This window comes from Shinella sp. Sh6, from assembly GCF_055392685.1.
This window is the reverse complement of the sequence record NZ_AP044005.1, coordinates 3,203,893-3,228,626: the sequence shown is the minus strand read 5'-3', so window position 1 is coordinate 3,228,626 and position 24,734 is coordinate 3,203,893. Positions and strand designations below refer to the sequence as shown.

The window sequence follows — 24,734 nt, the reverse complement described above, 5'->3', positions numbered from 1 at the left end:
ACGGCGGCGGGCGAGCGCTTCTAGAACCGGGTTGGCCATTGATTCACTTCGAGAATGTCGGACTGCGCTACGGGATGGGGCCGGAGATCCTCCGCGACCTCACCTTCGATATTCCGCGCCGGTCCTTCCAGTTCCTGACGGGGCCGTCCGGGGCGGGCAAGACGACGCTGCTGCGTCTCCTCTTCCTGTCGCTCCAGCCGACGCGCGGCATCATCCGCACCTTCGACAGGGAAATCTCGACCATCCCGCGCGACGAATTGCCGATGCTGCGCCGGCGCATCGGCATCGTCTTCCAGGATTTCCGCCTGCTCGATCACCTGACGACCTACGAGAACGTGGCGCTGCCGCTGCGCGTTCGCGGCAAGGAGGAGGCGAGCTACCGCGCCGACGTGCTGGAGCTCCTGAAATGGGTCGGCCTCGGCGAGCGGATCAACGTGCTACCGCCGGTGCTTTCGGGCGGGGAGAAGCAGCGCGCCGCCATCGCCCGCGCCCTCATCGACCGGCCGGAACTGCTGCTCGCCGACGAACCGACCGGCAACGTGGACCCGCCGATGGCCCGCCGGCTCCTCAGCCTCTTCCTCGAGCTCAACCGGCTCGGCACGGCCGTGGTGATCGCCACGCACGACCTGTCGCTGATGGACCAGGTGGAGGCGCGGCGCATGATCCTCTCGCAGGGGCGGCTCGACATCTATGACTGACGCTCCCCGCGAAACCGCCGAGACAGCCGCCCCTGCCCGTAGGCCGGAAATGCGCGTGCGCCCGACGGCGCCCATCGTGCCGCCGGCCAACGTCTCCGGCCGGGCGCTGATGTTCGTCATCGCCATCATGGCCTTCCTCGCCTGCCTCACCTTCGGCGCGGTCAGCATGGTGCGGGCGACGGCGGCGAGCTGGCAGAGCCAGATTTCCCGCGAGATCACCATCCAGATCAAGCCGGACGACAATCTCGACATGGAACAGGCGCTGAAGGATGCGCGCGACCTCGCGCTCACCTTCGCCGGAACGCGCGACGGCACCATCGTCGACAAGGCGGCGACGGCGCGGCTTTTGGAACCCTGGCTCGGCGAAGGGCTCGACATCGACGAGTTGCCGGTGCCGCGCCTCGTCATCGTCACCATCGACGAGCAGAGCCCGCCGGATTTCGCCGCCATGCGCAACGCGCTGTCGGAGAAGATACCGCAGGCCTTCCTCGACGATCACCGCACCTGGGTGGACCGCCTCGTCGCCATGGCCCGCACCACGGCCTTCATCGGCACGGGCGTGCTCGTCCTCGTCTTTTCCGCCATGGTGCTGACGGTGGTGTTCGCCACGCGGGGCGCGCTTTCCGGCAACCGGCATATCGTCGAGGTGCTGCATTTCGTGGGAGCGGAGGCGAGCTTCGTCGCCTCCGAATTCCAGAAGCATTTCCTGCTGATCAGCCTCAAGGGCTCGTTTGCCGGCGGGTTCCTCGCCGCCCTCTTCTTCGCCATTGCCGGCTTCTGGCAGGGGCGCTCCATCGCCACGCCCCAGAGCGACCAGGCGACCGCGCTCTTCGGAACCTTCTCCATGGGGTTCACCGGCTATCTCGGCATCGTCGCCACCATGGTCGTGATCGCGATCCTGACGACGCTGACGGCGCGCTTCACGGTGATGCGGACGATCTACGAGATCGACCTCGTCCGCTCCGACCCCTCGCGCACAGACCAGTTGCCCGACACATGAGCGGGATGAGACGGGCCATCGCCGCGAAACGGACTATCCGTTGCCGCAATCCGGGTCTATGGACGGAATCATGAACGTGCTGGAACGGGCAAAGCCGGGATTGCCGGAGGGCACCCGGCCGAAGGGAGGACGGCGGCGCCGGCCCATGCGGCCCGCCCGCCTCGTCGTGCGTATCGTCCTTGCGGCAATTTTGCTTGCCGTCGCCGCGGGCATTGCCGGCTTTCTCTATTTCGCCGAGACCGTCGCCGCGCTGGAGGCGCCGCGCGATCCCAAGGCGGATGCCATCGTCGTGCTGACCGGCGGCTACCAGCGCATCGACCACGCCATCGACCTCCTCAAGAAGGGCGCGGGCGGGCGGCTCCTCATTTCCGGCGTCAATCCCACGACGAGCGGCAACCAGATCCGCAAGCTCACGCAGACCTCGTCGGCCCTCTTCGAGTGCTGCGTCGACATGGGCTACGAGGCGATCGACACCATCGGCAACGCCAACGAGGCGGCGCGCTGGATCAGCGACCACCAGTTCCGCCGCGTGCTCGTCGTCACCAACAACTACCACATGCCGCGCAGCCTCCTCGAACTGAAGGCGAGCGATCCGACGACCGAGTTCATCGCCTATCCGGTCGTCAATTCGGACCTGAAGAACGGCAACTGGCTGCGCGAGCCGGGCGTCATGAAGGCCATGCTTTCGGAATATCTCAAATATTGCCTGGCGGGCGTCAGGGCCTTTGCCGGCGCGCGGAGCTGGTCCGGCCTTCGCGCCGACATGACGGGCTCCTGAGATCGCGACGACGGGAGTTTCCCCGCTCCGCATTATCGTGTAGGGCGGGAAGATACGTCCTCTTACAGGCTGCCCGATGCTCGCTTTCCGCTCCGTGCTCTTCAATGCCGTCTTCTACGCGAACCTCATCGTGCAGATGATCGTCTTCACGCCGGTCTATTTCCTGCTGCCGCGCAAGAAGGCCTATGTGATCGCCAAGAACTGGGCGCGCAGCAACCACTGGCTCTTCAAGGTCATCGTCGGCACGACCTTCGAGATCGAGGGGCTGGAGAACATCCCCACGGGCGGCTACATCTTCGCGCCCAAGCACCAGTCCTTCTGGGACGCCTATGCGCTGCTGCCCTGGCTCGACGATCCCTTCTACATCCTCAAGCGCGAGCTGACCTGGATTCCGCTCTTCGGCTGGTACATCAAGAAGCAGCGCATGGTGCCGGTCGACCGCAGCGCGCGCGGCAAGGCCATGGCCGCCGTGATGGATCGCACGAAGGCGGAGATGGAATCGGGCCGCCAGCTCATCATCTATCCCGAAGGCACCCGCCGCCCGCCGGGCGCGCCGCCGGAATACAAGTACGGCATCGCCCGGCTCTATCGCGATCTTCAAGTGCCCGTCGTGCCCGTCGTCATGCATCCGGGCCTCTTCTGGCCGCGCCGCAAGTTCATCCGCCAGCCCGGCCATTTCAAGGTGCGCATCCTGCCGGCCGTCATGCCGGGCATGGAGCCCGATGCCTTCCTCGCCCACCTCATCGACGTGATGGAGACGGCGAGCGACCGCCTGCTGGTCGAGACCGTCGAGGCCAATCCGCACCTCCTGCTGCCGCCGACTGCGGCGCATCGGCTGGCGGAATTGAAGGCGCGCGCTGCCTGATCAGGCCGAGAGTGGCGTGGCGAGGCTTTCGGCGGTGCGGCCGACATCCTCCAGCCAATGGTCGCGGATGCCCATTTCGCGAAGATGCTCCAGCGTGTTGCGCACATAGTCGATGTTGCGACCGGATTTTCCGGCGGCCGTGCTGATCGTGCTTGCGGCTTCCTCCACGGAGAGGGAGCCGGCGAACTGGTGATGGTCGCGGTCGCAGATATAGGCGAGCGTGGCGATGCGCCGCCCGTCCGCCAGCGCGGCGGGCAGGGTGCGTTCCTTGTAGACGTGGGTGACCAGCTCGCGCTCGCGTAGGTAGGCGAGCACGGGATCGCGCTTTTCCGGCGCGACGCGGAAGGCGACGCCCCGGCAGGAGCCGCCGCGGTCGAGGCCGAGCACGAGGCCGGGCTTTTCCTGCGTCCCGCGATGCACCCACGAGCGCACGCAGAGCACCCGGCGGAAGCCGAAGAGATGCGCCGGCTGGCGCTCCTCGAATTCGAAACCCGGATTCCACATCAGCGATCCGTAGCCAAAGACCCAGAATTCGTTCATATCCACCGTCACCTGGACCGCCTCTCAAAAAGCCGCCGCATTTGCCGGCTTTCTCGCATCGAGCAGAGCGGGCAAATCACGCCCGCCACCATTGGAGAACACTATGGCATCGTCAAGCCGCGCCGGCACGTCCGGGGTCTCGCGCAAGATCGTCTGGCTCGCCATCGCCGTGGTTCTCGCCATAGCCCTCTATACGGGCGGATGGTTCTATGCCGCAAGCTGGCTGAAGGACCGGGTGACGCAGGAACTCGCAGCCTCGCAGCAGGGCCTCCACTCCGCCTCGTGCAGCAATCCGGATGTCCGGGGCTTTCCCTTCCGCATCGGCGTCTTCTGCGATGCGGTCGGCTTCGACGACCGCCCGACGGGCCTGTCGGCGACCTTCGGCGCGCTGCGTTCGGCCGCGCAGGTCTACTGGCCGGGCCATGCCGTCGTGGAGATCGACGGGCCGGCGCAGGTGCGCATGACGCCGGACATCGTCTTCGATGCCGACTGGAGCCTCCTCCATGCGAGCGTCGTCGCCGGCACGGACGGGCTCGACCGGGCCTCCGTCGCCTATGACGGGCTGAAGGGCACGCTCAACGCCCCCTCCGAGGGCCTCACCGTCGCGGTCTCCGCCACCCATGGCGAAAAGCACGTGCGGCGCTCGGGCGAGGCGCTGGACGTCGCCGTCTCGCTTCAGGCGCTCACCCTCGGCCTCAAGGACAAGGTGCTGCCGCCGGTCGATGTCGCGCTCGACATGACGATCGCCGACGCCGCGCGCTGGCTGTCGAAGGAAGGCGTGCCGGGCACCGTGCCGCGCGGCACGAGCACGGAGTTGCGCGCCTTGTCGCTCGACCTTGGCGGCGGCAAGACGGTGACGCTGTCCGGCCCGGTCTCGGTAGATGACGAGGGCTATGTCTCCGGCGCGCTCGATCTCACCGTCGAGGGCGTGGATGCCTGGCGCGACCGGATTTCCGAACTGTTCCCGGAGACGGCGAAAACGGCAAGGAAGGTGGCTTCGGCCATCAAAAGCCTTTCGGGCGGGCAGGACCGGGCATCGGTGAAGCTGACGCTGCGGCAGGGCACCGTCTATCTCGCCTTCTTCCCCATCGGCGAAATCCCGCCGCTCTGATCAGCCCTTGTCGTCGGCAACCGGACGGCCGAAGTTCGGCGCGGAGGTATCCTGGCCGGCATCGATGATCGAGCGGCGGATGGCGCGCGTGCGCGTGAAGAGGTCGAAGAGCTTTTCGCCGTCGCCCCAGCGGATGGCGCGCTGCAGATAGGCAAGGTCCTCGGAAAAGCGCGCCAGCATCTCCAGGATCGCGTCCTTGTTGTGCAGGCATACGTCGCGCCACATGGTCGGGTCCGAGGCGGCAAGGCGCGTGAAGTCGCGGAAGCCGGATGCCGAATATTTGATGACCTCCGATTCGGTCACCGTCTCCAGGTCGTCGGCCGTGCCGACGATGTTGTAGGCGATGATATGCGGCAGGTGCGAGACGATGGCGAGCACCTTGTCGTGGTGCTCCGTGTCCATCTCGTCGACCTTGGAGCCGAGCGCCTCCCAGAAGGCGGCGAGCTTCTTCTTGGCGTCCTTGTCGGTGCCATGCACGGGCGTCAGGATGCACCAGCGGCCCTGGAAGAGTTCGGCAAAGCCGGCGTCGGGGCCGGAATGCTCCGTGCCGGCGAGCGGATGGCCGGGAATGAAATGCACGTCCTTCGGCATATGCGGCAGCATCTGCGCGACGACCGAGGCCTTGGTGGAGCCGACATCGGTGACGATGGCGCCGGATTTGAGATGCGGGGCGATCTCCTCTGCCACCTTGCCCGAGGCGCCGACGGGCACCGAGACGACGACGAGGTCCGCGCCCTCCACCGCCTTGCCGGCGTCGAGGACGTAGTCGGTGCCGAGGTCGAGTTCGCGGGCGCGGTCCAGCGTCTCCTGGCTGCGGGTCGAGATGGTGAGCGTCTTCGCAAGCCCCTTGGCCTTGACGGCGCGGGCGATGGAGGAGCCGATCAGGCCGATGCCGATCAAGGTGATCTTGTCGAAATGTCCGTCGGTCATGCCTGTCGCCTCCTGCCGTTTTCCCGTCCGCTCTAGCGGGCAGGCCCTCGTTTGTCGAGAGGATCAGCGTGAGGCGCGCTCGCGCGTCGTCGGCACGCCCTGCGGGGCGATCACCGGCACGAAGACGCGGCGCGAGGCGCGGGCGGCGACGGGCAGGCCCTGGTAGAGCCGCTTCTGCGCCTCCACGACGATGACGCCGGAGAACATCGGCCAGAGGAAGCGCCCCAGCCGCTCGAAAAAGCCGCGCAGCTTCAGGACGCCGCGCAGCTTGGAGGGCGGGAAGAACAGCGCCTCGGCGCTGGCGCCGGGGGTGAAGTTCGTCTCGCGGAGCAGCGCGGTGAGCTGGCCGCGCGAATAGGGCCGGCCCGAGCCGAAGGGCGTATGCTCCATGCGGGCCCAGACGCCGCGCCGGTTGGGCACGACGATGACGAGCCGGCCGCCCGGCGCCAGCACCCGCCAGAGTTCCTTCATCGTCTCGCGCGGGTTCTCGGCAAATTCCAGCGAATGCACCATCAGGACCCGGTCGACCGAGGCATCCGGCAGCGGCAGTTCCTCGTCGAAGACGAGGGCGGTGGAGGAGGGCTCGCCCGGCGGCCAGTTCACGGCGCCCTGTCCGGCCGGCATGAAGGCGAAGGTGCGCTCGGTGTCGGCGCGGAAGCGGTCGAGATAGGGCACGGCATAGCCGAGGCCCACCAGCCGCTCGTCCGGCAGGCGCGCCCAGAGCGAGGCGAGCGCCATGGAAATGGAATGGTCGGCAAGGCGGCCGAGCGGGGAATGATAGAATTCGCGAAGGTCGACGATGTCGGTGTGCATGGCCTCCCATGTTAGTGGCCGCCCGGTGGACTTCAAGGCCGGTTGCCTTACATTCGCCCTCGACCGATGGCTCGACATGACGAGGACTGCCCATGACCCCGCTCGAAATAGACCTTTTCCCCTGCCGCAGCGACAATTTCGGCGTGCTGCTGCACGATCCCGTCTCGGGCGCGACCGCGAGCATCGACGCGCCCGAGGAAAAGCCTATCCTCGACGCGCTCGCCCGGCGCGGCTGGACGCTGACCCACATTCTCACGACCCACCACCATGGCGACCATGTCGAGGCGAACCTTGCGCTGAAGCAGCGTTTCGGCGCGACGATCATCGGGCCGAAGCGCGAGACCATTCCGGGCATCGACCGGAAGGTGGACGAGGGCGATGTGTTCGATTTCGCCGGACGGCGTGTCGAGGTCATCGCGACGCCGGGTCATACGCTCGGCCATATCTGCTTCTACCTGCCGGAGGAGAAGCTGCTCTTCGCCGCCGATACGCTCTTCGCGCTCGGCTGCGGGCGCGTCTTCGAGGGCACGCCGGCGCAGATGTGGGGCTCGCTTGAAAAGCTTGCCGCGCTGCCGGACGAGACGACCGTCTATTTCGGTCACGAATACACGCTCTCGAATGCGCGCTTCGCAAAGACGATAGACCCGGACAACGCCGCCCTTCTTGCCCGCGTCGAGGAGATCGAGGCGCTGCGGGCGGCGGGCGGCTTCACCGCGCCGACGACCATCGGGCTGGAAAAGGCGACGAACCCGTTCCTGCGGGCAGGCGATCCGGGTATCCGCCGCCATCTCGGCATGGAGACGGCGAGCGACGCGGAGGTCTTTGCCGAGATCCGCGGCCGGAAGGACCGCTTCTGACCATCAGGCGGGCGCGACTGCGCTCCGGCGGAAGATCATGTCGCGGGCGGCCAGTACCGCCCCGCCCGTGACGAGAAGGCAGGCGAGGGCGATTCCCCAGGACGGTTCGGCAAAGCCGGTGAGGACGAGGACGAGGGTGGAAAGCAGCGGGGCGGCATAGCTTGCCGCGCCGAGGATCTGGATATCGCCGTTCTTCACGCCGAAGTCCCAGGCATAGAAGGCCGCGCCCACCGGCAGGAGGCCGAGGCCGGCGACGGCGAGCCATTCGAAGCCCGTGCCGGGCCAGACCGTCGTTTCCAGCATGAGGTGGCAGAGGAGGGAGAGGATGGCGGTGGCGAGGCAGAAGCCCGTCACTACATCCGTCGAGACGGCCTCGAAGCGCCTGGTCATCAGCGAATAGCCGGCCCAGGTGAAGGCGCAGAGGAAGGCCGCGCCGTAGCCGATGACGTAGGCGCCGTCGAAGGAGAAGCCGTTGCGGCCGACGATGAACACGGTGCCGGCAAGGCCGAGCAGCGTGCCGACGACGTGGTTCCATTTCAGCGTCTCGCCTGGCAGCAGGGCCGAACCGGTGACGATGAGCAGCGGCCAGAGATAGGCGATCAGGCTCGCCTCCACCGCCGGCGCGTTGCGCAGCGCCGTGAAGTAGAGGAAGTGATAGCCGAAGAGGCCGAGGATGCCGGTGAGCCAGACTTTCGCCGGCTGGCGGAGCAGGCGGGCGCGCTGCGGGCGGGCGAGAAGCACGAGGATGCCCGGCAGGCTGCCGATGAGGAAGCAGACGGCGGAGAGCTGGAAGGGCGGCATCCTGCCCGAAGCCGCTGTGAAGAGCGCCAGCAGCGCCCACATGAGGATCGCCGAAAAACCGATCAGGGTTGCACGCATCTTCAAGGCCGATCACTCCGGTCTGCCGACCGAAGCCGGGTCAGCCGCCGAAGCGCGTGGCCGAGACGGTGACGGGGCCGAGCTTGGTCGGAATCCTCACATAGACCGGAGCATATACATTTGCCGCGTCGGCCTTGGCAAACCAGATTTCCATCGTGCTCAGGCTGCGCAGGTACTCGACGTCCTCGCGGCCCTTCTTGTAGCCGGATTTCGGGATGAAGCGGATGCCGCAGACGACGACCTCGCCGGCAAAACCGTCGGTGGCGAAGGACTTCGTGCCCTTCGAGGTCAGCCGGAGGTCGAGGCGCGATTCCCCGTCGAAGATCGGCAGCGTCTTCGGGCAGATGCGGCCGCCGGCGGGGATGATGAGGCCGGAGATCGGGTCGAGCACGGAGCGCAGGTCGGCGCGCGAGACGGGCACCCAGTTGGCCGGCTTGTTGCGCGCCGGCACCATGCTGGCATGGGTGACGTTGCCGTTGCGGAACGTGACGTCGATCGCCCGGCCGCGCTTGCCGCTGCGATAGGTCACGGAATAGGAGGTGGCGCGCAGCCTGTCGCGGCTGACGATGCCGGAAACGCTGGTCGTGCCCTGCGTGCGGGCGAAGATGTCGGCAAGCCCCGCCGAATGCAGGCTGCCGGAAATGGAGTAGCGGTCGCCCTTGAAGAGCGAGCTGAAGCTTGCCGTGGCTACCGGCAGGCCGGCAAGGCGGATGCTGTAGTCCGTCCTGTGCTCGACCTCGGCCGAAAGGGCCGGCGCCGTGCTTGCGGCAAGGGCAAGCGATACGGCTGCACCGGCAATCCAACCCCGCGCGTTCATCCTTGCGAACCTCATCGAACCGCTCCGTCGGCAATGTTCCGCCGCCCGGATACTCCAACCTGCCATTGCGGCGATTCTACGCCGTGGAAAATTCCCGGCCATGCTGTTATTGGCTACGAATCGTGCGGTTTGGCAACTGATTTCCCGCGTGGCGCAGGTTTGGCTTGACGCCAGCGGCGAGTGTGACTATAGAACCGCGACTTTCCAAAAAAGGCCAGGCGGACTGCGGCCGGTTTCGGTGCCGGAAACGTATTGTCCCGAACGTAAGAAAAATAGGTGTACCATGTCCCGTAGTTGCGAATTGACCGGCAAGGGCGTCCAGTCGGGCAACAATGTGAGCCACGCGAACAACAAGACGAAGCGCAAGTTCCTGCCGAACCTGTGCAATGTCACGCTGATCTCCGACGTCCTCGGCCAGCGTTTCCGTCTTCGCGTTTCCGCTGCAGCGCTCCGCTCCGTCGAGCACCGCGGTGGCCTCGACGCCTTCCTGCTGAAGGCCGAAGAGAACGAACTGTCGATGCGCGCCCGCCTGCTGCGCCGCCAGATCGCCAAGAAGACCGCTGCCGCCGCCTGATTTCAGGCCCGAGCCGGATCGTTTTCATTGAGGCTTGACCGGGCTCCGGGCAGGCCTCGATGCTTTGCCTACATTTCCGTCCCTCCAACTGGTGGCATCACCCAGGATAAAAAAATGCTCGCGAACCGCATTACCCTCGTCTACGTCCTCCTGATGACCGCCGTGGTCGTCGCCTCCAATGTGCTGGTGCAGTATCCGCTTTCGGGCGAACTGTTCGGCATCGCCCTCGGCGACCTCCTGACCTACGGCGCCTTCACCTATCCGGTCGCCTTCCTCGTCACCGACCTTACCAACCGCCAGTTCGGGCCGCGCGTGGCGCGCCGGGTCGTGGCGGCGGGCTTCCTCGTTGCGGTGCTCTTTTCCTTCGCGGCCTCCACGCCGCGCATCGCCATCGCCTCGGGTTCGGCCTTCCTCGCCGGGCAACTCCTCGACATCTCCGTCTTCAACCGGCTGCGCCGGCAGGCCTGGTGGCGCGCACCGCTGATCGCCTCGCTGATCGGCTCGGTGCTCGACACGATGATCTTCTTCTCCTTCGCCTTCGCGCCGTTCCTCTCGGTCTTCGGGCCGAACGACGACTTCGCCATCGCCTCCGCGCCGGTGCTGGGCATCTTCACGGCCGAGGCGCCGCGCTGGATCTCCTGGGCCATCGGCGACTTCTCCGTGAAGCTCCTCGTCGGCCTCGTCATGCTGCTGCCCTACGGCGCCCTGATGAGCCGCCTGCGCCCGATGCCGGGCGTCGAGAAGCTGGCCTAGGGGCAGCGGGGATTTAACGGCTTGAGTGGGAAGGCGGGGGCCGCGTTTCATCTATCCGGCAGAAGCCGGAACTCCAGCATCAGGTTGCGCTGGAGGATGGAGTGGTTGTCGTCGGAAACGACGATGATGCGGATATCGTCCGGCCCCATGGCGACGACGTCCATGCCTTCCATATTGTCGATCTGCTCGCTCATGTCGGCGTCGATCAGCACCTCGCCGTCGACGACGGCACCCGGCCGGATGGTCTGACCGTCGATCCTGCGGATGCGCATGCCCATGCCGTCCGACAGGCGGAAGCGGCGTTCGAGCAGCAGGAGGTCGCCGTTCGGCAGGAAGGCGCCGTCGGTGATGTCCCAGGGATCGGTGCGTTTGACCGCGAAGAGGCCCGCGCGGGGGCCATCCAGCACCGCGGCAAAGACGTTGCCGTCCCTGTCGAGGCTGCGTTCCGTGACGGCGACCGGCACCGCGCCGAGCGGGCCGGCGGCGGGTGACATCGTCAGCGTTTCCATGCCCCGGTTGGCGCGCAGCTCGCGCCGGTCGAAGGGCAGGGTGAGCTGGCGGACCGGCCGGGATTCCATGAAGCCGGGATCGGGATAGGCGTCGATCCGGTGGAAGACCTCGAAGCTGACGAGGAGTTCGCCCCCGGCGATCGCAAGGCCCTCGGCGTCCATCCGGTACTTGACGTTCTCGTCCTCGCCGTTCCTGTCGAACATCGAGCGGATCCTGAGGTCCGCAAGGCCGGACAAGAGGCCGTCCGCGCCGCGCTCGACGCGGCCGGTCAGCCAGTGCCCGGTATCGAGGACGGCGACGAAATGCTGCCGGTCCTCGCGAAAGCGGATGGCCGAGACGGCGCCGAGCAGGGGATTGCTGGACGAATAGCTGATGCCGCCGAGGAATTCGAGCTTGCCGAAGACGCGGCGGTCGGAACCGAGGACGAAATGCGGGAAGGCCCGGTTCGAGACGGGGATGTCCTGTATGGCCTCCGCCATGGCCGGCCGGAGTGCCGGCAGGCAGAGCGTGGCGGAAAGGGCGAGGAGGGCAAGGCGGCGCCGAAAGCCCGCGCGGCCGCCGAGCGGCGGCCGCTCAGCCTGCACGGCGGCGGGCCGGGCGGCGGGAGGTCGCTTCGTCGGCAAAGAGCGAGGCAAGCTGCTCGGTCATGGCGCCGGCCAGTTCGTCCGCATCGACGATGGTGACGGCGCGGCGGTAGTAGCGCGTCACGTCATGGCCGATGCCGATGGCCAGAAGCTCGACCGGCGAGCGCGTCTCGATCTGTTCGATCACGGCGCGCAGGTGCCGTTCCAGATAGTTGCCCGGGTTTACCGACAGTGTCGAATCGTCGACCGGCGCCCCGTCCGAGATCATCATCAGGATACGGCGCTGCTCGGGGCGGGCCATCAGCCGGTCATGCGCCCAGATCAGCGCCTCGCCGTCGATGTTCTCCTTCAGGAGGCCCTCGCGCATCATCAGGCCGAGATTGCGCCTTGCGCGCCGCCAGGGGGCGTCCGCGCCCTTGTAGACGATGTGGCGGAGGTCGTTGAGGCGGCCGGGCGATTGCGGCTTGCCGCTGCCGAGCCATTTTTCGCGCGACTGGCCGCCCTTCCACGCCTTGGTGGTGAAGCCGAGGATCTCGACCTTCACGCCGCAGCGCTCCAGCGTGCGCGCGAGGATATCGGCGCAGGTGGCCGCGACCGTGATCGGCCGGCCGCGCATGGAGCCGGAATTGTCGATGAGGAGCGTGACGACCGTATCGCGGAAGGTCGTGTCCTTCTCGCGCTTGAAGGAGAGCGGCTGCATCGGATCGATGATGATGCGCTGCAGGCGGGCGCTGTCGAGATAGCCCTCTTCGAGGTCGAATTCCCAGGCGCGGTTCTGCTGCGCCATCAGGCGGCGCTGCAGGCGGTTGGCAAGCCGGCCGACGGCGCCTTGCAGATGGGCGAGCTGCTTGTCGAGGAAGGCGCGCAGGCGATCGAGCTCCGCTTCGTCGCAAAGCTCCTCGGCGGTGATCGTCTCGTCGAATTCCTCGGTGAAGACCGCGTAGTCGACCTTCTCGTTGAAGTCGGTGAACGGCTGGTTCGGGCGGCGGACCTCGCCGGGCGTCTCGCTGTCGTCCCCGTCGTCGTCGACGAGATCGTCGTCGGAGATTTCCGCGCCGTCCATCTCGCCTTCGTCCATCTGCTCGTCGGACGTCTCGTTCTCGTCGGCGGGCGCGGCGTCGTCGCCGGCGTCCTCCTGGCTTTCGTTGTCTTCCTGCTCGTCGCTGCGCGGCTGGTTCTCGTCCTCGGGCGTCTCGCTGTCGTCCGGCTCGTTCTCCTCCTCGCCGTATTGCTCGGCGACGTTCATGGAGGCGAGCATGTTGCGCACGACGCGGGAGAAGGCCTGCTGGTCGTTGATGGCGGAGGAAAGCCCCTCCATGTCCTTGCCGGCCTTGTCCTCGATGAAGTCGCGCCAGAGGTCTAGCACCTTGCCGGCGGAAGCGGGCGGAGCCTGGCCCGTCAGCTTCTCGCGCACGATGAGGGCGACGGCTTCCTCCAGAGGCGCATCGGCCTGGCGGGTGATCGCGCCGAAATTCGCCTTGGCGTATTTCTCGCCCAGCATGGTGGTGAGGTTCTGCGCCATGCCCTGCATGCGGTTGGAGCCGATGGCTTCCACGCGCGCCTGCTCGACGGCGTCGAAGATCGCGCGGGCGTCCGCACCCTGCGGCGACATGGTCGCGTGGATGCGGGCATCATGGCAGGCCTTGCGCAGCGCCATGGAATCGCCAAGGCCGCGGGTGATCGCGACTTCGGCGGGCGAGGGGCGCTTGGAAAGCTCCGGCAGGCGGATGCGCTCGCCGGTCATGCCCGGGCGCTCGTTGGCGAAGGCGACCTCCACCTCGCCGTCGCCGGAGACGGCGCGCACGCACCCCGTCACCGCGCGGCGGAACGGCTCCATGTCGACCACGCCGCCGGGCCTCGGCTTCGAATTGTCTCCGCGAGCTGCCATGCGCTTTCTCCGGCCGTCAGGCCGTCGCCTCCAGGACGATGTTGGCGGCGCTTTCCTTCAGCTCCACGCCGAAGGCGCGCTGGTAGAGTTCGGCGACCAGCGTGCGTTCCAGTTCGTCGCACTTGTTGAGGAAGGTGACGCGGAAGGCGAAGGCGATGTCGCCGAAGATCTCGGTGTTCTCGCCCCAGGTGATGACCGTACGCGGGCTCATCACCGTCGAAAGGTCGCCGTTGATGAAGGCGGCGCGGGTGAGATCGGCGACGCGCACCATACGCGAGATCGTCTCGCGGCCGTCCTTGCCGGAAGCGAGGCGCTTCACCTTGGCGGCGACGATGTTCACCTCGTTGTCGTGCGGCAGGTAATTGAGCGTCGTGACGATCGACCAGCGGTCCATCTGCGCTTGGTTGATCTGCTGCGTGCCGTGGTAGAGGCCGGTCGTATCGCCGAGGCCGACCGTATTGGCCGTCGCGAACAGGCGGAAGGCGGGATGCGGGCGGATGACGCGGCTCTGGTCGAGCAGCGTCAGGCGGCCGGAGGATTCCAGCACGCGCTGGATGACGAACATGACGTCCGGCCGGCCGGCATCGTATTCGTCGAAGACGAGCGCGACGTTGTGCTGGTAGGCCCAGGGCAGGATGCCGTCCTTGAATTCGGTGACCTGCAGGCCGTCCTTGACGACGATGGCGTCCTTGCCGACGAGGTCGATACGGCTGACATGGCTGTCGAGGTTGACGCGCACGCACGGCCAGTTGAGACGGGCGGCGACCTGCTCGATATGGGTCGACTTGCCGGTGCCGTGATAGCCCGAGACCATGACGCGCCGGTTATGGGCGAAGCCTGCGAGGATGGCGAGGGTGGTTTCCCGGTCGAAAAGGTAGTCCGGGTCGAGGTCCGGCACATAGGCGTCCGCCTTGGCATAGGCCGGGACCCGAAGGTCGGTATCAATGCCGAAAACCTCCCGAACGGATACCGTGGTATCGGGGAGGTTGGAAATATCGAGATCCATCTTGCTCATCACGTCTCCGCGGGCGGCGGCCATGCCTCCGCCCAATAATTTAGTGCACGCCAACTTTGCCTTTTGCTTGACCGCATTCGGGGATGCCGGGCGATTCCGCCCGGTGCCGCAAATGCTCTAGCAGAAGCCGGCCTGCTTTAACAATTGATATGCTTGGATGACCGCGCGAAAACGCTCTTCCGAGCCCCTATCTCCGCCATTTGCATCCGGGTGATGCTTTTTGACAAGCATTTTGTAGGCGGACTTGATGTCCTCGCCCGTCGCGCCCGCCGAAAGGCCGAGCGTGTCGAAGGCCTTCGCCTCCAGCGTCTTCAGCTTTCGCGCGCGCGGCTCCATGCGGGGCCCGCGGCCCTTGCCCTCGTTGAAGAAGCCGAAGGGATCGCGGATGCGCTGGTTCGCTCCGGCGGTGCCGGAGCGCGCGGTTCCCTGCGCCGGGCCGTTCTTGGCGGCCTTGTTGACGCCGATCGTCCAGGTCGGGCGGTGGCCGGTGATGGCCTCCTTCTGGTAGCGCGCGATCTCGCCGTCGGAGAGGCCGGAGAAGTAGTTGTAGCCCTTGTTGTATTCCTTCACATGCTCGAAGCAGAACATGAAATACTGCCCCTCGGCATTGCGGCCGACGGGTGCGCGATGCTTGGCGTTCTCCTCGCAACCGTCCCACTGACAGGTCGGCGCGGAACGTTCGGGACGCTCCACGCGCCGCTTCGTGCGGATGCGGTCGAAGTATTTGGAATCGAGTTTCATGGTCCCCATTATGGGGTTGCGGAGGGCCCGCAACAAGAATTGACAAAGCGGATTGTTGCTGGCTTTGTGGAGGTATTTTGTTGCGTCGCGGCGCGCGATTTTCCGGCCGCCCGAGGTTCGTCCATGTCCATGAAATCCAGCATCGCCGGCAAGCTCGAAACGGCCTTTTCGCCCGAGCGCCTCGAGGTCATCAACGAAAGCCACATGCATGCCGGCCACCAGCCGGGCTTCGACGGCGAGGGCGAAACGCACATGCGCATCCGCATCGTCTCGGCCGCCTTCGCCGGCATGAGCCGCGTGGCGCGCCACCGGGCGATCAACGACGTGGTGAAGGCCGAACTCGACGCGGGGCTGCATGCGCTTGCCGTCGAGGCCGCCGCGCCCGGCGAGCCGGTGCGCTGGTGATCAGGCGCGCGCTTCCGGCTCCACGGGGCGGATGCGCAGCTTGGTGATGCGGTTCTTCGCCCGCTTCATGACGATGAAGCGCTTGCCGTAGAAGGTGAAGGCCTGCCGCTCTTCGGGAATGGACTTCGATTCGTGGATGACGAGGCCGGCGATGGTCGTCGCCTCCTCGTCCGGCAGGCTCCAACCGAAGGCGCGGTTGAGGTCGCGGATGGCAACGCCGCCGTCGACGACGAGCGAGCCGTCCGCCTCCTGCCGCACGCCCTGCATGTCGACCGCCGCCTCGTCGGAAATGTCGCCGACGATCTCCTTCAATATGTCCTGGAGCGTCACGACGCCCTGCACCTCGCCGTATTCGTCCACCACGGTGGCGAAATGCTCCTGGCGGCGCAGGAAGGCGGCGAGCTGTTCCTTCAGCGTCGTCGTGTCCGGCACGAACCACGGTTTTTGCGCGACCTTCGTGATGTCGAGGGTCTTCGCTTCGATGCCGGGTTCCGTCAGCGCGCGCAGGAGGTCCTTGGCGTGGACGACGCCGACAATGTTGTCGACCGAGCCCGCCCACAGCGGCATGCGCGTGTAGGGGCTTTCCAGCACGGCCTTGACGATCTCCTCCGGAGGGTCGCCGGCATTGAGCGCGCGCATCGCCGTGCGGTGGATCATGATGTCGGAGACTTCCAGCGCGTCGAGGTCGAGCCCGTTGGAGAGCCGGTCGCGCTCGGCCTTCGCTGCGGCGGCGTCGCGCTCGTTCTCCGCCTCGCGCGTCTCCTGATGCGTGCGCCACAGCGCGGTGATCGAGGTGCGCCAGCGGAGGGCGGCGGAAAGCAGGAGCAGGCCGAGGGCAAGCGCGGCCCAGAGCCAGACATGCGGAGCGGGCGCCGCGCCGGTCATTTCGGCAGCTTTTCCTTGAGGAAGGCGACGACTTCGGATTGCGGCACGTCGTCGGCGACGAAGGACTGGCCGATGCCGTGCGTCAGGATGAAGGTGAGCTTGCCGCCCTTGACCTTCTTGTCCTGCGCGATGGCGTCCATCAGCGTCTCGGCCGGCGGCAGGCCGCCGGGGATCTCGCCCATCGTCGTCGGCAGGCCGACGTCGCGCAGATGCGCCTCGACGCGCTTGCCGTCGTCGGGGCTCGCAAGGTTCATCCGGGCGGAGAACTGGTGGGCGAGAACCATGCCGATGGAGACCCCTTCCCCATGGACGAGGCGGGCGCTGTCGTAGTGTGTCGCGGCCTCCAGCGCATGGCCGAAGGTGTGGCCGAGATTGAGGAGGGCCCGCTGGCCGTTCTCGCGCTCGTCGGCGGCGACGACGTCGGCTTTCGCCTGGCAGCTCGTGGCGATGGCCGTAATGCGCGCCTCGCCGCCGGCGAAGACGGCGCGCCAGTTCTTCTCCAGCCAGGCGAAGAAGTCCGGCTTGTCGATGAGGCCGTATTTGGCGACCTCGGCGTAGCCGGCGCGGAACTCGCGCGGCGAGAGCGTGTCGAGCACGTCCGTGTCGGCGAGCACGAGGTCCGGCTGATGGAAGACACCGATGAGGTTCTTGCCGTGGGAAGAGTTGATGCCCGTCTTGCCGCCGACGGAGGAATCGACCTGCGCGAGCAGCGAGGTCGGCACCTGGATGAAGCGCGAGCCGCGGCGCACGATGCCGGCGGCAAAGCCGGTGAGGTCGCCGATGACGCCGCCGCCGAGCGCCACCACCGCGTCGTTGCGCTCGATGCGGGCGGCAAGCACGCTGTCGCAGACGCCGATCAGGTGCTCGAAGCTCTTCGTCTTCTCGCCCGCCGGCAGGACGAGCGAGACGGCCTCGATGCCCTCGGCGCTCAGAGCCGCCATGAAGTTGTCGAGATAGAGGGGCGCGACGTGCTCGTCGGTGACGACGGCGATCTTGCGGCCCTTGAGGCGGCTTGCGATCTCGCGGCCGGCGGCGGAAATGAGGCCGGGGCCGATCAGGATGTCGTAGGAGCGGTCGCCGAGGTTAACCCGCACGGTGCGGCGCGCGGTGGCATTGGCAGTCATGGTCATCTCGTCAGGTTCGGGGCGGAGCGGCGGTGATCGCGGCGAGCACCTCCTCCACCATGGTTTCCTTCTTCACGTCGCGCGACATCACGGTGAGATCGGCTTCCGCATAGATCGGGTAACGGGCGTTCATGAGGTTTTCCAGCGTCTGGCGCGGGTTCTCGGTCTTCAGCAGCGGGCGGGTGTCGCGCTTGTTGACGCGCTCCCAGAGCACGTCGAGGTCGGCCTTCAGCCAGACGGTGAGGCCGCCGCGCTTGATGTGCCGGCGCGTGTTCTCGTTGATATAGGCCCCGCCGCCGGTGGACACGACCCGCGGGCCGGTACGCAGCAGCCGCTTGATGACGCGGGTTTCCAGCGCGCGGAACTCCGCCTCGCCATAGGCGGCGAAGAGGTCGGTGATCGACATGCGCGAGACGCGCTCGATCTCGTGGTCGCTGTCGATGAAGGGAATGCCGAGCGCCTGTGCCGTCATGCGGCCGATCGCCGACTTGCCGGCGCCCATCAGGCCGATCAGAACGAGGTTGCGCTTGCCGAGCGCGGCTCGGGCGACCTCGGCGAGCGGCGGGGCGAGCGTGGAAGAGGCCTGTTCGGTCGGCTCGGTCATGGTGGTTTCCGGATTCTCGTTCCTTCCGTATCGACAAAAGCGCCGGAAGCGTCAAGCCTGCCCGCAAACCGGCGCCGCGTCAGTATTCCTTCTCGTAGAAGATGCCGGCGCCCGCGCTGCCGCCGCTGCCGGCCTCGCCGCGCAGCTTGAGACCCTTGCCGACGTCGAGGTTGATCACCGCCTTGGCGCCGTTGGTCTCCGGGTCCTGCTTCAGCTCGATATAGGTCCGGTCGTTGAGGTATTTGCCCGCCGAGACCGCCGCCCGGCCTTCCGCATCCGTCGTGATGTCGAGGTCGTCGACGCCGAGCTTGCTGCGCAGGCTGTCGAGCAGGCCCGTCGATCTGCCGCCGGCAAGCTGGCTGGCGGCGGAGGCGAGCTGGGCGATCTGCACCGCCGAAAGGTTCGACATCGAGCGGTTGAAGATGAGCTGCGCGAGGATCTCGTCCTGCGGCAGGGACGGCGAGGAGGCGAAGGTCACCGTCGGGTTGCTGGCAAGGCCCGCCACCGTCACCGTGATCTCCGTCGTGCCCGCCGTGCTGGCGGCGACGAGATCGACCGTCGGCACGAGGCCGCCGGCAAAGCCGATATGGGCGCTGGTGAAATCGAGGCGGCGCGTCAGGATCTCCATGCGGCCGCGCTTCAGCTCGAAGCCGCCGGAGACGACGGGGGCCACGGAGGTGCCGGTGATCGTCAGGGTGCCGCCCATTTCCGCGTTGATGCCGCGCCCGCGCACGAAGAGCTGTTCCGGCGCCTCGATCGTCAGGTCGAGGCCGATGCCGCGCGCCGCGCCGCTCGCGCCCTGCTCGCGCTGAACGTCGGCGGTCATGCGCCTGACGTCGGCGGGGGCGTTGCGGTGCTTGATGTCGATCTCGGAGAGCGAGGCCGGCAGCTTCTGCGGAATGGTGATGTTGGCCTTGTTGATGTGCACCTTGCCGCCGAGGGCAAGCCCGGCAACCGGTCCCTTCAGCGTCAGGTCGCCCGTGACGTTCGCCGTCACCAGCGTGCCGTCGACATAGGTGACGTCGCCGAGCTTGAGGGCGACGTCCACCGGAAAGCCGCTCTTAGGATCGATGCCGACCGTGCCGCTCGCCGCAAGCTGCCCGCCGCTTGCCAGCTTGCCGGAGAGCGTCTGGATCACCGCCTGCTTGCCGTCCATGGTGACGCGGATGTCGAGGTTCTCGACCGCGAGGTTACGGCGCACGTCGACGAGGCGCGCCCCGCCCGAGGTGATGCTGCCGGTGACGGAGGGGGCGGCTGCCGTTCCGCCGATGGAGACATCGACCGCGGCATTGCCGGTGAGCACGAAGCCCTGCGCGGAGAGCTGGCCCTGCAGCAGGCCGAAGGGCACGGTGCCGTTGAACTTCAGCGCGAGCGGGGTCGCCCCGCCGATGCCCACCGTGCCGCCGCCGCGGAAGGAGAGGCCGCCATCGCCGGTGAGCACCGTGTCGAGCTTCACCCTGTTGTCGGCGAAATCGCCCTTGGCGTCGATGTTGAGCGGGCCGATGCCGGCCCCGCGCGTCTGGCTGGTCACGGCGCCCTTCCAGTCGAGCGCATAGGTGACGACGGGGGCTGTCGCCTTGCCCTTGACGGTGACCGTGCCGTCGATGGCGCCGGCCGCGTCGAGCCCGGCGGCGAAGGTGTTGGCGAGCGCGGCCGGCAGGGCGTCGAGGCGGACGGCAAGATCGAGCGTCTCGCCGGCCTTGCCGGTGACGGCGACGGCGCCGCTGCCCGTGCGGATCGTCAGCCCGTCGAGCACGGCCGCGCCGTCCACGACGCGGATCGTCGACGGTTTGGCGAGCTTCAGCGGGATGCGGCGCGGTGCGGCTTCGAAGGCGTCGAGCGCGATCGCGAGCCCGCCCTCCTGCAGGACCTTGCCCTTGACCGTAAGCGGCGCGTTGTCGAAGCGGCCGGCGAGATCGAAGGCGGTGCTCTGGCCCTGCCGGGAGAAACCGAGCTTCAGGGCCTCCAGCCGGTTCTCGCCGGCGGCGACCCCGGCGGCCTCGACCGTGCCGGTGACGGCGAGGCTGGCAAGGTCGGAGACGGAAAGGTTGACGGCGGGCTTGGTGATGCTTGCCGTGTCGCGGCTCAGCTTGGCTCCGGAGGCCTCGATGGTCGCGGAGGTCTTGCCGTTCGCCGTGGCGATCTCGACCTGGCCGGCAAGGTCGCCGGCGGCCTTCTGGCCCGCCATGGCGGCGAGCAGGCCGATATCGGGGAAATCGAAGCGGATCGTGCCGTCCGGCATGAAGTTCGGCGCAAGCGTCAGCGCGCCTTTCAGCGTGTTGGGGCCGATCTCGGCCTCCAGCACGGGAACGGTGATGCGGCCGTTCTCGGAAGCGACGGAGGCGCGCACGTTGATCGCCTGGCCGCCGAGCGCGCCGGTTGCCGTCAGGTCGCCGGACGGGCTGTCGGGGACGGCCTTGCCCTTGAGCGTCACGACGAGGTCGCTCAAGGTGCGGCCGGAAAGGGTCGCGCCGCTGGAGGTGACCTTGGCCGAGACGTCGAGCCCGTCGAGGGGGCCGCTGGCGGCAAGGTCGAAGGCGGCTTCCCCCGAGGCATCGGCAAGCAGCTTGCCGAGGGTAAGGACCTTGCCGGAGAGCGTGGCATCCAGCTTGCCGCCGCCGAGCGAGACGTCGCCGCCGGCCTCCAGCGTGCCGGATTTCACTTCAAGGCCGCTGACCGAGAGCGCGCCGTCGCCCGCCTGCCGGAGACGCCCCGAAAGGCCGATGGTCGTGTCGATCTTGCCGGCGAGCGCCGGCGGCAGCACGGCCGGCAGCGCGAAGAGGCGGAAGTTGACGTCGGCCTCGCGGCTCGCCAGTCCGTAGCTGCCGGACAGCGTGCCGCCGATGCTGGCGCTTTCGAGCGTTGCGGGGTCGAAGGCGATACTCTGCGGCGAGACGTCGAGCGTCGCGGCGAGCTTGGCCGGGCCCTTCACCAGCCGGTCGAGATCGGCATTGGCGAAGGCGGTCGCGCCGGTTTCGAGCGTGACGTCGAGCCGGCCTGAGCGGTTCGCGACGTCGAAGGCGTCGCTGTGGGCCGACAGGTGGACCGCCTCGATACGGCCGGCGGGAAGGGCGGCGGAAGCGAGCCGCGCATCGGCCGAAAGCACCGCCGCCTTCGCCTCGCCCTTGAGGGAGATGTCGGCGCCTTCGATGAGGGCCTGGACCTCGCCGTCGGCGAGCGGCCAGCGGAAATCGATGGGGCCGTCCTTGCCGGCGAGCTTCACGTCGAGGTCGTTGGCGCCGCTGGCGCTGACGGTGCCGGAGGCGGCGAGCGTCAGCGCGCCGGTGGAGATCGCGCCCTTTTCGATGCGCAGCATGTCGGAGCCGTCGAAGGCGGCGGTGATGTCGATGCCGGTCTCGCCGGCAAAGAGCGGCCGCAGCGGCGGCGGCATCAGCGCGTCGAACGTGCCGCCGCCGTTGAGGGAGAGGGTGTGCAGGCCGTTTGCCGCAAGGTCGTGGCGGCCGTCGATGCGCAGCGTCTCGGTGCCGTCGAGCGCGGCGGAAAGCCGGCCCTTCCATTGCGAGAGCGGGCCGTCGCCCGTCAGGCGGATCAAGACGGCGGGATCGTTCGGCAGCTTGAGGAGGCCGGCGAGCACGCCGCCCTTCGGTTCGGCGACGGTGGCCTCGAGGCGCAGTTCGTTGGCATCCGGGTTGAAGGCGATGTCGGCCGCGACATGGGCGTCGGGCCGCGCCTTTTCGGATGCGGAGAGCTTGAGGGCGATGCTCTCTCCCGTCGCATCGCCGCGGCCGGAGACGACGATCCGCTGGTCGCGCCCGGCGACGGCGCCGGAGACGAAGAGCTCCGGAATGGCGAGCGAGCCGACATGGACTTCCACCGGCAGCGAGAACGAGCCGCCGGACGTCGTCGTTTCTGCTTCCGCCTTCTTTTCCGGCAGGCGGAGCAGGGAAACGGTGGAGGCGGAGACGCGCTCGGCCTCGAAGCTGAGGGTCAGCAGGCGTAGCGGCGACCAGTCGACGGCAAGGTCGCGGATCTCGGCATAGGTGCCCTTCCCGTCGCCGAGCGTGATTGCGGCGGCGCGCAGCTTGCCGGTCAGAAGGCCGGAGGGCTCGCTGATCGAGATCACCTGCCCGTTCGCCGCCGCGATCCGCTCCGCATAGGAAACGGCCAGCCGCGCGCCCGTATCGGTGAAGCCGACGAAACCCAGCGCGGCGACAAGGACGACGAGGAGAACGGCAAGGGCGTAACCGGCATAGCGGAGCGTGGCGCGGAGAATTCGGGTCAGCCTGTTCATCTTCTTCCATTCGGCCGGCGGGAAGTGCCGCACCTCAGCGTCTAAACTAGGGCGCTTTCGCGCGTCTTCGAATCGCGCGGGGGCGCCCCTGGTCTTTTAGTCGAAGCAATGGCGGGCGCAAAATCGCCGCTTGCCTTCCTGCCATCACCCTGGCTGCAAATCGCGGCGGCCGTCAGAAGGACTGGCCGATGCCGGCATAGACCCCGAAGGAGGTTCCGCCGGGATATTTCTTCAGCGGAACGGCGACGTCGAGGCGCAGCGGCCCGAAGGGCGTCGCATAGCGAAGCCCGATGCCGGCACCCGCCCGGATGTCCTCGAAATCCGGCACCTCGTCGGTCGAGACCGTGCCGACGTCGATGAAGGGGACGATGCCGAGCGTCTCGGTGATGCCGATGCGCGCCTCCGCGGAGGCCGCCACATAGGACCGGCCGCCCAGCAACTCGCCCTTGCCGTTGCGCGGGGAGATCTCCTGGTAGCCGTAGCCGCGCACCGTGCCGCCGCCGCCGAGGAAGAAGCGGCGCGTCGCCGGGATGTCGGAAAGCTGGTCGCCGCCGATGATCGTGCCGGCGGCGAGCTTGCCGGCCAGAACGAAACGGTCCTCCGCGCCGAGCCCCTGGTAGCCGGTGATCGCCCCCTCGAAGCTGGAGAAGACCGTGCCGCGATAGGTCTCGTAGCTCGGCTTGGCGTTGATCAGGAAGCGGTAGCCTTCCGTCGGGTTCAGCTTGTCGTCGCGGGTGTCGCGCACATATTCGATGGGCAGGCTGACGGTCAGGTACTTGTTCTTGCCGAAGGCGTCCTCGACGTCGCTCCACATGACCTCGCCGCCGGCGCTCACCGTGTCCCTGTCGGAAAGCTCCACGCTGACGCCGGCGGCGGCCGTGGTGGTGAAGGCGTTGTAGGCGTCCGGATCGACCAGCGCGGCCTTCAGGCTGGCATTGAAGGTCGAGGCCGGGCCGAAGGCGCCGGGCTTGGAGAAGAGGATCGCCGTCGTATAGTCGAGGTCGCCGAGGTTCGACTCGCCGATGCGGTTGACCGAGCCTTCGATGCGCAGGGATTCGGCCTGGCCGAAGAGGTTGCGGTGGCCCCAGTAGCCCTGGAGGCCGAAGCCGTCCGTGTTGGAATATTGCGCGCCGACGCCGAAATAGCGGTGCTTGCCTTCCGAGACCTCGATGGTCATCGGCAACGAGCCGTCCGGGGCGAGGCTGCTGGCCTCACGAATCGTCACGCTGGAGAAGACGGCGAGCTGGCGCAGGCGCTCGGCCGCCTTGGTGAGCGCTTCCGGCGAATAGGGCTGGCCGGCATTGATGCGCGAATAGCGCTGCACGAAATCCGCGTCCACCGTCTTGGTGCCCTTGACGCCGACGGCGCCGACGGGTGCGACCGGGCCGCCCTCGGCGGCGATCACCACGTCGACGGTGCGCGTCTTGTGGTCGGCGGTCGCGTTGCGCTCGGTGAGCTTTGCGAGCGGCCGGCCCTCGGCCTTGATATCCGCGACGATCTTCTCGCCGGCCTTCAGGATGAGCGTGGAATCGGCGCGCGCGCCGGCCACCAGCCCGTAGTCCGCCGGGTTGCGGCCTTCCGCATCGCCGGAAAAGGCGACCTCGCCGAAGGTGAAGACCGGGCCGGGCTCGACGCGGATCGACACGGGGATCGCGCCCCTGGCGTTGAATTCCGGGTTCGGCGGCAGCGAATCGAGGTCCTGCCCGTTGATGGTGACGTTGACCACGCCGCCGTAGCGGGCGTGCTCGTAGAGCGCGGCGAGGATGCGGTCGCGGTCGTCGCGCGCCTTGATGACGAGGCCGAGATCGCCGGAGACCGGCTTGCCCTCGTCCTGCTTGAGCAGCGCGGTGTTCTCGATCGCCTCCTTGAGGTCGTCGTCCTCCGTGCCGGGATCGAGCGTCAGCGTGTAGGAGACGGGGTCGATGACGGGAGCGGTGTCTTCCTCGCTCTCGAAGAACTTCATGCCGAAGAGCTCGAAGGCGGATGCCGAGGAAACGGAAAGCGGGCCGCAGGCGAGCGATGCCGCAACCGCGAGCGCGGTGCCAGCCTTCAGAAACGCAAAACTCTTTTCCGGCCGGTTCACTTTGTCCCGCATCCGCAGCAATCCGTCG

23 protein-coding genes are annotated in these 24,734 nt (G+C 67.5%); 9 read left to right on the top strand and 14 right to left on the bottom strand.

What is annotated here, in order from left to right; all coding sequences use genetic code 11:
- Positions 1-38 precede the first annotated feature (38 nt).
- The 4 genes from ftsE to ACZ5TO_RS15425 all read left to right on the top strand — a co-directional run bounded on the left by ftsE (position 39) and on the right by ACZ5TO_RS15425 (position 3,341).
- A complete protein-coding gene (ftsE, locus tag ACZ5TO_RS15440; protein ID WP_023513179.1) occupies positions 39-698 on the top strand; it encodes a cell division ATP-binding protein FtsE in 660 nt (219 codons plus the stop codon).
- Complete coding sequence (locus tag ACZ5TO_RS15435; protein ID WP_464798729.1) at positions 691-1,698, top strand: cell division protein FtsX; 1,008 nt, start codon at positions 691-693, stop codon at positions 1,696-1,698. The genes ftsE and ACZ5TO_RS15435 overlap by 8 nt, the downstream gene beginning before the upstream one ends.
- Before the next feature lie 70 nt (positions 1,699-1,768).
- On the top strand, positions 1,769-2,476 hold the full coding sequence (locus tag ACZ5TO_RS15430; protein WP_464798728.1) for a YdcF family protein: 708 nt from the start codon (positions 1,769-1,771) through the stop codon (positions 2,474-2,476).
- Positions 2,477-2,552: 76 nt separating this feature from the next.
- Positions 2,553-3,341 carry a lysophospholipid acyltransferase family protein gene (locus ACZ5TO_RS15425; protein WP_464798727.1) on the top strand — a complete coding sequence of 263 codons (789 nt, stop codon included), beginning with the start codon at positions 2,553-2,555 and terminating at the stop codon, positions 3,339-3,341.
- On the opposite strand, the gene ACZ5TO_RS15420 is transcribed toward ACZ5TO_RS15425, so the two are convergent.
- On the bottom strand, positions 3,342-3,893 hold the full coding sequence (locus ACZ5TO_RS15420) for a gamma-glutamylcyclotransferase (RefSeq protein ID WP_464798726.1): 552 nt from the start codon (positions 3,891-3,893) through the stop codon (positions 3,342-3,344). It abuts the gene before it with no gap.
- 91 nt (positions 3,894-3,984) lie between these two features.
- Between ACZ5TO_RS15420 and ACZ5TO_RS15415 the strand changes: the two genes are divergently transcribed.
- A complete protein-coding gene (locus tag ACZ5TO_RS15415) occupies positions 3,985-4,992 on the top strand; it encodes a DUF2125 domain-containing protein (protein ID WP_464798725.1) in 1,008 nt (335 codons plus the stop codon).
- Here the strand turns inward: ACZ5TO_RS15415 and ACZ5TO_RS15410 are convergent, their stop codons facing one another.
- On the bottom strand, positions 4,993-5,922 hold the full coding sequence (locus tag ACZ5TO_RS15410) for a prephenate/arogenate dehydrogenase family protein (protein WP_464798724.1): 930 nt from the start codon (positions 5,920-5,922) through the stop codon (positions 4,993-4,995).
- Positions 5,923-5,985: 63 nt separating this feature from the next.
- Positions 5,986-6,735, bottom strand: a complete 750-nt coding sequence (locus tag ACZ5TO_RS15405) for a class I SAM-dependent methyltransferase (RefSeq protein WP_464798723.1) — start codon at positions 6,733-6,735, stop codon at positions 5,986-5,988.
- A gap of 92 nt (positions 6,736-6,827) precedes the next feature.
- Between ACZ5TO_RS15405 and gloB the strand changes: the two genes are divergently transcribed.
- Positions 6,828-7,592, top strand: coding sequence for a hydroxyacylglutathione hydrolase (gene gloB, locus ACZ5TO_RS15400; RefSeq protein WP_464798722.1), 765 nt, complete (start codon positions 6,828-6,830; stop codon positions 7,590-7,592).
- 3 nt (positions 7,593-7,595) lie between these two features.
- Here gloB and yddG read toward each other — a convergent pair whose 3' ends face one another.
- Positions 7,596-8,477, bottom strand: coding sequence for an aromatic amino acid exporter YddG (gene yddG, locus ACZ5TO_RS15395; protein ID WP_464798721.1), 882 nt, complete (start codon positions 8,475-8,477; stop codon positions 7,596-7,598).
- 34 nt (positions 8,478-8,511) lie between these two features.
- The gene (locus ACZ5TO_RS15390; RefSeq protein ID WP_464798720.1) at positions 8,512-9,288 is read right to left on the bottom strand and encodes a DUF3108 domain-containing protein; all 777 of its coding nucleotides are present in this window, start codon (positions 9,286-9,288) and stop codon (positions 8,512-8,514) included.
- Positions 9,289-9,571: 283 nt separating this feature from the next.
- Between ACZ5TO_RS15390 and rpmB the strand changes: the two genes are divergently transcribed.
- Entirely contained in the window at positions 9,572-9,862 is a 291-nt protein-coding gene (gene rpmB / locus ACZ5TO_RS15385; protein WP_184145830.1) for a 50S ribosomal protein L28, read from the top strand.
- Positions 9,863-9,976: 114 nt separating this feature from the next.
- On the top strand, positions 9,977-10,615 hold the full coding sequence (locus tag ACZ5TO_RS15380) for a VUT family protein (RefSeq protein WP_464798719.1): 639 nt from the start codon (positions 9,977-9,979) through the stop codon (positions 10,613-10,615).
- Between the two features lie 47 nt (positions 10,616-10,662).
- Here ACZ5TO_RS15380 and ACZ5TO_RS15375 read toward each other — a convergent pair whose 3' ends face one another.
- The 4 genes from ACZ5TO_RS15375 to ACZ5TO_RS15360 all read right to left on the bottom strand — a co-directional run bounded on the left by ACZ5TO_RS15375 (position 10,663) and on the right by ACZ5TO_RS15360 (position 15,362).
- Positions 10,663-11,604, bottom strand: a complete 942-nt coding sequence (locus ACZ5TO_RS15375) for an esterase-like activity of phytase family protein (RefSeq protein ID WP_464800403.1) — start codon at positions 11,602-11,604, stop codon at positions 10,663-10,665.
- A 94-nt stretch (positions 11,605-11,698) separates the two neighbouring features.
- The gene (cobT, locus tag ACZ5TO_RS15370) at positions 11,699-13,597 is read right to left on the bottom strand and encodes a cobaltochelatase subunit CobT (RefSeq protein WP_464798718.1); all 1,899 of its coding nucleotides are present in this window, start codon (positions 13,595-13,597) and stop codon (positions 11,699-11,701) included.
- A gap of 16 nt (positions 13,598-13,613) precedes the next feature.
- Positions 13,614-14,612 carry a cobaltochelatase subunit CobS gene (gene cobS / locus ACZ5TO_RS15365; protein WP_184145827.1) on the bottom strand — a complete coding sequence of 333 codons (999 nt, stop codon included), beginning with the start codon at positions 14,610-14,612 and terminating at the stop codon, positions 13,614-13,616.
- A gap of 117 nt (positions 14,613-14,729) precedes the next feature.
- Complete coding sequence (locus tag ACZ5TO_RS15360) at positions 14,730-15,362, bottom strand: J domain-containing protein (RefSeq protein WP_464798717.1); 633 nt, start codon at positions 15,360-15,362, stop codon at positions 14,730-14,732.
- A gap of 114 nt (positions 15,363-15,476) precedes the next feature.
- Between ACZ5TO_RS15360 and ACZ5TO_RS15355 the strand changes: the two genes are divergently transcribed.
- Complete coding sequence (locus tag ACZ5TO_RS15355) at positions 15,477-15,758, top strand: BolA family protein (RefSeq protein ID WP_464798716.1); 282 nt, start codon at positions 15,477-15,479, stop codon at positions 15,756-15,758.
- Here the strand turns inward: ACZ5TO_RS15355 and ACZ5TO_RS15350 are convergent, their stop codons facing one another.
- From ACZ5TO_RS15350 to ACZ5TO_RS15330, 5 genes are all read right to left on the bottom strand, one after another.
- Positions 15,759-16,643 carry a transporter associated domain-containing protein gene (locus ACZ5TO_RS15350; protein ID WP_184145824.1) on the bottom strand — a complete coding sequence of 295 codons (885 nt, stop codon included), beginning with the start codon at positions 16,641-16,643 and terminating at the stop codon, positions 15,759-15,761.
- Entirely contained in the window at positions 16,640-17,767 is a 1,128-nt protein-coding gene (aroB, locus tag ACZ5TO_RS15345) for a 3-dehydroquinate synthase (RefSeq protein ID WP_464798715.1), read from the bottom strand. Before aroB ends, ACZ5TO_RS15350 begins: the two co-directional genes overlap by 4 nt.
- Positions 17,768-17,777: 10 nt before the next feature.
- The gene (locus tag ACZ5TO_RS15340) at positions 17,778-18,371 is read right to left on the bottom strand and encodes a shikimate kinase (RefSeq protein WP_184145822.1); all 594 of its coding nucleotides are present in this window, start codon (positions 18,369-18,371) and stop codon (positions 17,778-17,780) included.
- Between the two features lie 79 nt (positions 18,372-18,450).
- Complete coding sequence (locus ACZ5TO_RS15335) at positions 18,451-22,623, bottom strand: translocation/assembly module TamB domain-containing protein (protein WP_464798714.1); 4,173 nt, start codon at positions 22,621-22,623, stop codon at positions 18,451-18,453.
- Positions 22,624-22,795: 172 nt separating this feature from the next.
- Positions 22,796-24,718 carry an autotransporter assembly complex protein TamA gene (locus ACZ5TO_RS15330; RefSeq protein ID WP_464798713.1) on the bottom strand — a complete coding sequence of 641 codons (1,923 nt, stop codon included), beginning with the start codon at positions 24,716-24,718 and terminating at the stop codon, positions 22,796-22,798.
- Positions 24,719-24,734 lie beyond the last annotated feature (16 nt).

Bases quoted from the DNA above. Each gene is read 5' to 3' on its own strand.
- cobS (WP_184145827.1), bottom strand. From the start codon at position 14,612: ATGAGCAAGATGGATCTCGATATTTCCAACCTCCCCGATACCACGGTA.
- ACZ5TO_RS15425 (WP_464798727.1), top strand. From the start codon at position 2,553: ATGCTCGCTTTCCGCTCCGTGCTCTTCAATGCCGTCTTCTACGCGAAC.
- rpmB (WP_184145830.1), top strand. From the start codon at position 9,572: ATGTCCCGTAGTTGCGAATTGACCGGCAAGGGCGTCCAGTCGGGCAAC.
- cobT (WP_464798718.1), bottom strand. From the start codon at position 13,597: ATGGCAGCTCGCGGAGACAATTCGAAGCCGAGGCCCGGCGGCGTGGTC.
- ACZ5TO_RS15415 (WP_464798725.1), top strand. From the start codon at position 3,985: ATGGCATCGTCAAGCCGCGCCGGCACGTCCGGGGTCTCGCGCAAGATC.
- ACZ5TO_RS15330 (WP_464798713.1), bottom strand. From the start codon at position 24,718: ATGCGGGACAAAGTGAACCGGCCGGAAAAGAGTTTTGCGTTTCTGAAG.
- ACZ5TO_RS15430 (WP_464798728.1), top strand. From the start codon at position 1,769: ATGAACGTGCTGGAACGGGCAAAGCCGGGATTGCCGGAGGGCACCCGG.
- ACZ5TO_RS15380 (WP_464798719.1), top strand. From the start codon at position 9,977: ATGCTCGCGAACCGCATTACCCTCGTCTACGTCCTCCTGATGACCGCC.
- ACZ5TO_RS15410 (WP_464798724.1), bottom strand. From the start codon at position 5,922: ATGACCGACGGACATTTCGACAAGATCACCTTGATCGGCATCGGCCTG.
- aroB (WP_464798715.1), bottom strand. From the start codon at position 17,767: ATGACTGCCAATGCCACCGCGCGCCGCACCGTGCGGGTTAACCTCGGC.
- ACZ5TO_RS15355 (WP_464798716.1), top strand. From the start codon at position 15,477: ATGTCCATGAAATCCAGCATCGCCGGCAAGCTCGAAACGGCCTTTTCG.
- gloB (WP_464798722.1), top strand. From the start codon at position 6,828: ATGACCCCGCTCGAAATAGACCTTTTCCCCTGCCGCAGCGACAATTTC.
- ACZ5TO_RS15360 (WP_464798717.1), bottom strand. From the start codon at position 15,362: ATGGGGACCATGAAACTCGATTCCAAATACTTCGACCGCATCCGCACG.
- ACZ5TO_RS15335 (WP_464798714.1), bottom strand. From the start codon at position 22,623: ATGAACAGGCTGACCCGAATTCTCCGCGCCACGCTCCGCTATGCCGGT.
- ACZ5TO_RS15340 (WP_184145822.1), bottom strand. From the start codon at position 18,371: ATGACCGAGCCGACCGAACAGGCCTCTTCCACGCTCGCCCCGCCGCTC.
- ACZ5TO_RS15375 (WP_464800403.1), bottom strand. From the start codon at position 11,604: ATGGCGGAGGCCATACAGGACATCCCCGTCTCGAACCGGGCCTTCCCG.
- ACZ5TO_RS15390 (WP_464798720.1), bottom strand. From the start codon at position 9,288: ATGAACGCGCGGGGTTGGATTGCCGGTGCAGCCGTATCGCTTGCCCTT.
- ACZ5TO_RS15350 (WP_184145824.1), bottom strand. From the start codon at position 16,643: ATGACCGGCGCGGCGCCCGCTCCGCATGTCTGGCTCTGGGCCGCGCTT.
- ACZ5TO_RS15405 (WP_464798723.1), bottom strand. From the start codon at position 6,735: ATGCACACCGACATCGTCGACCTTCGCGAATTCTATCATTCCCCGCTC.
- ACZ5TO_RS15435 (WP_464798729.1), top strand. From the start codon at position 691: ATGACTGACGCTCCCCGCGAAACCGCCGAGACAGCCGCCCCTGCCCGT.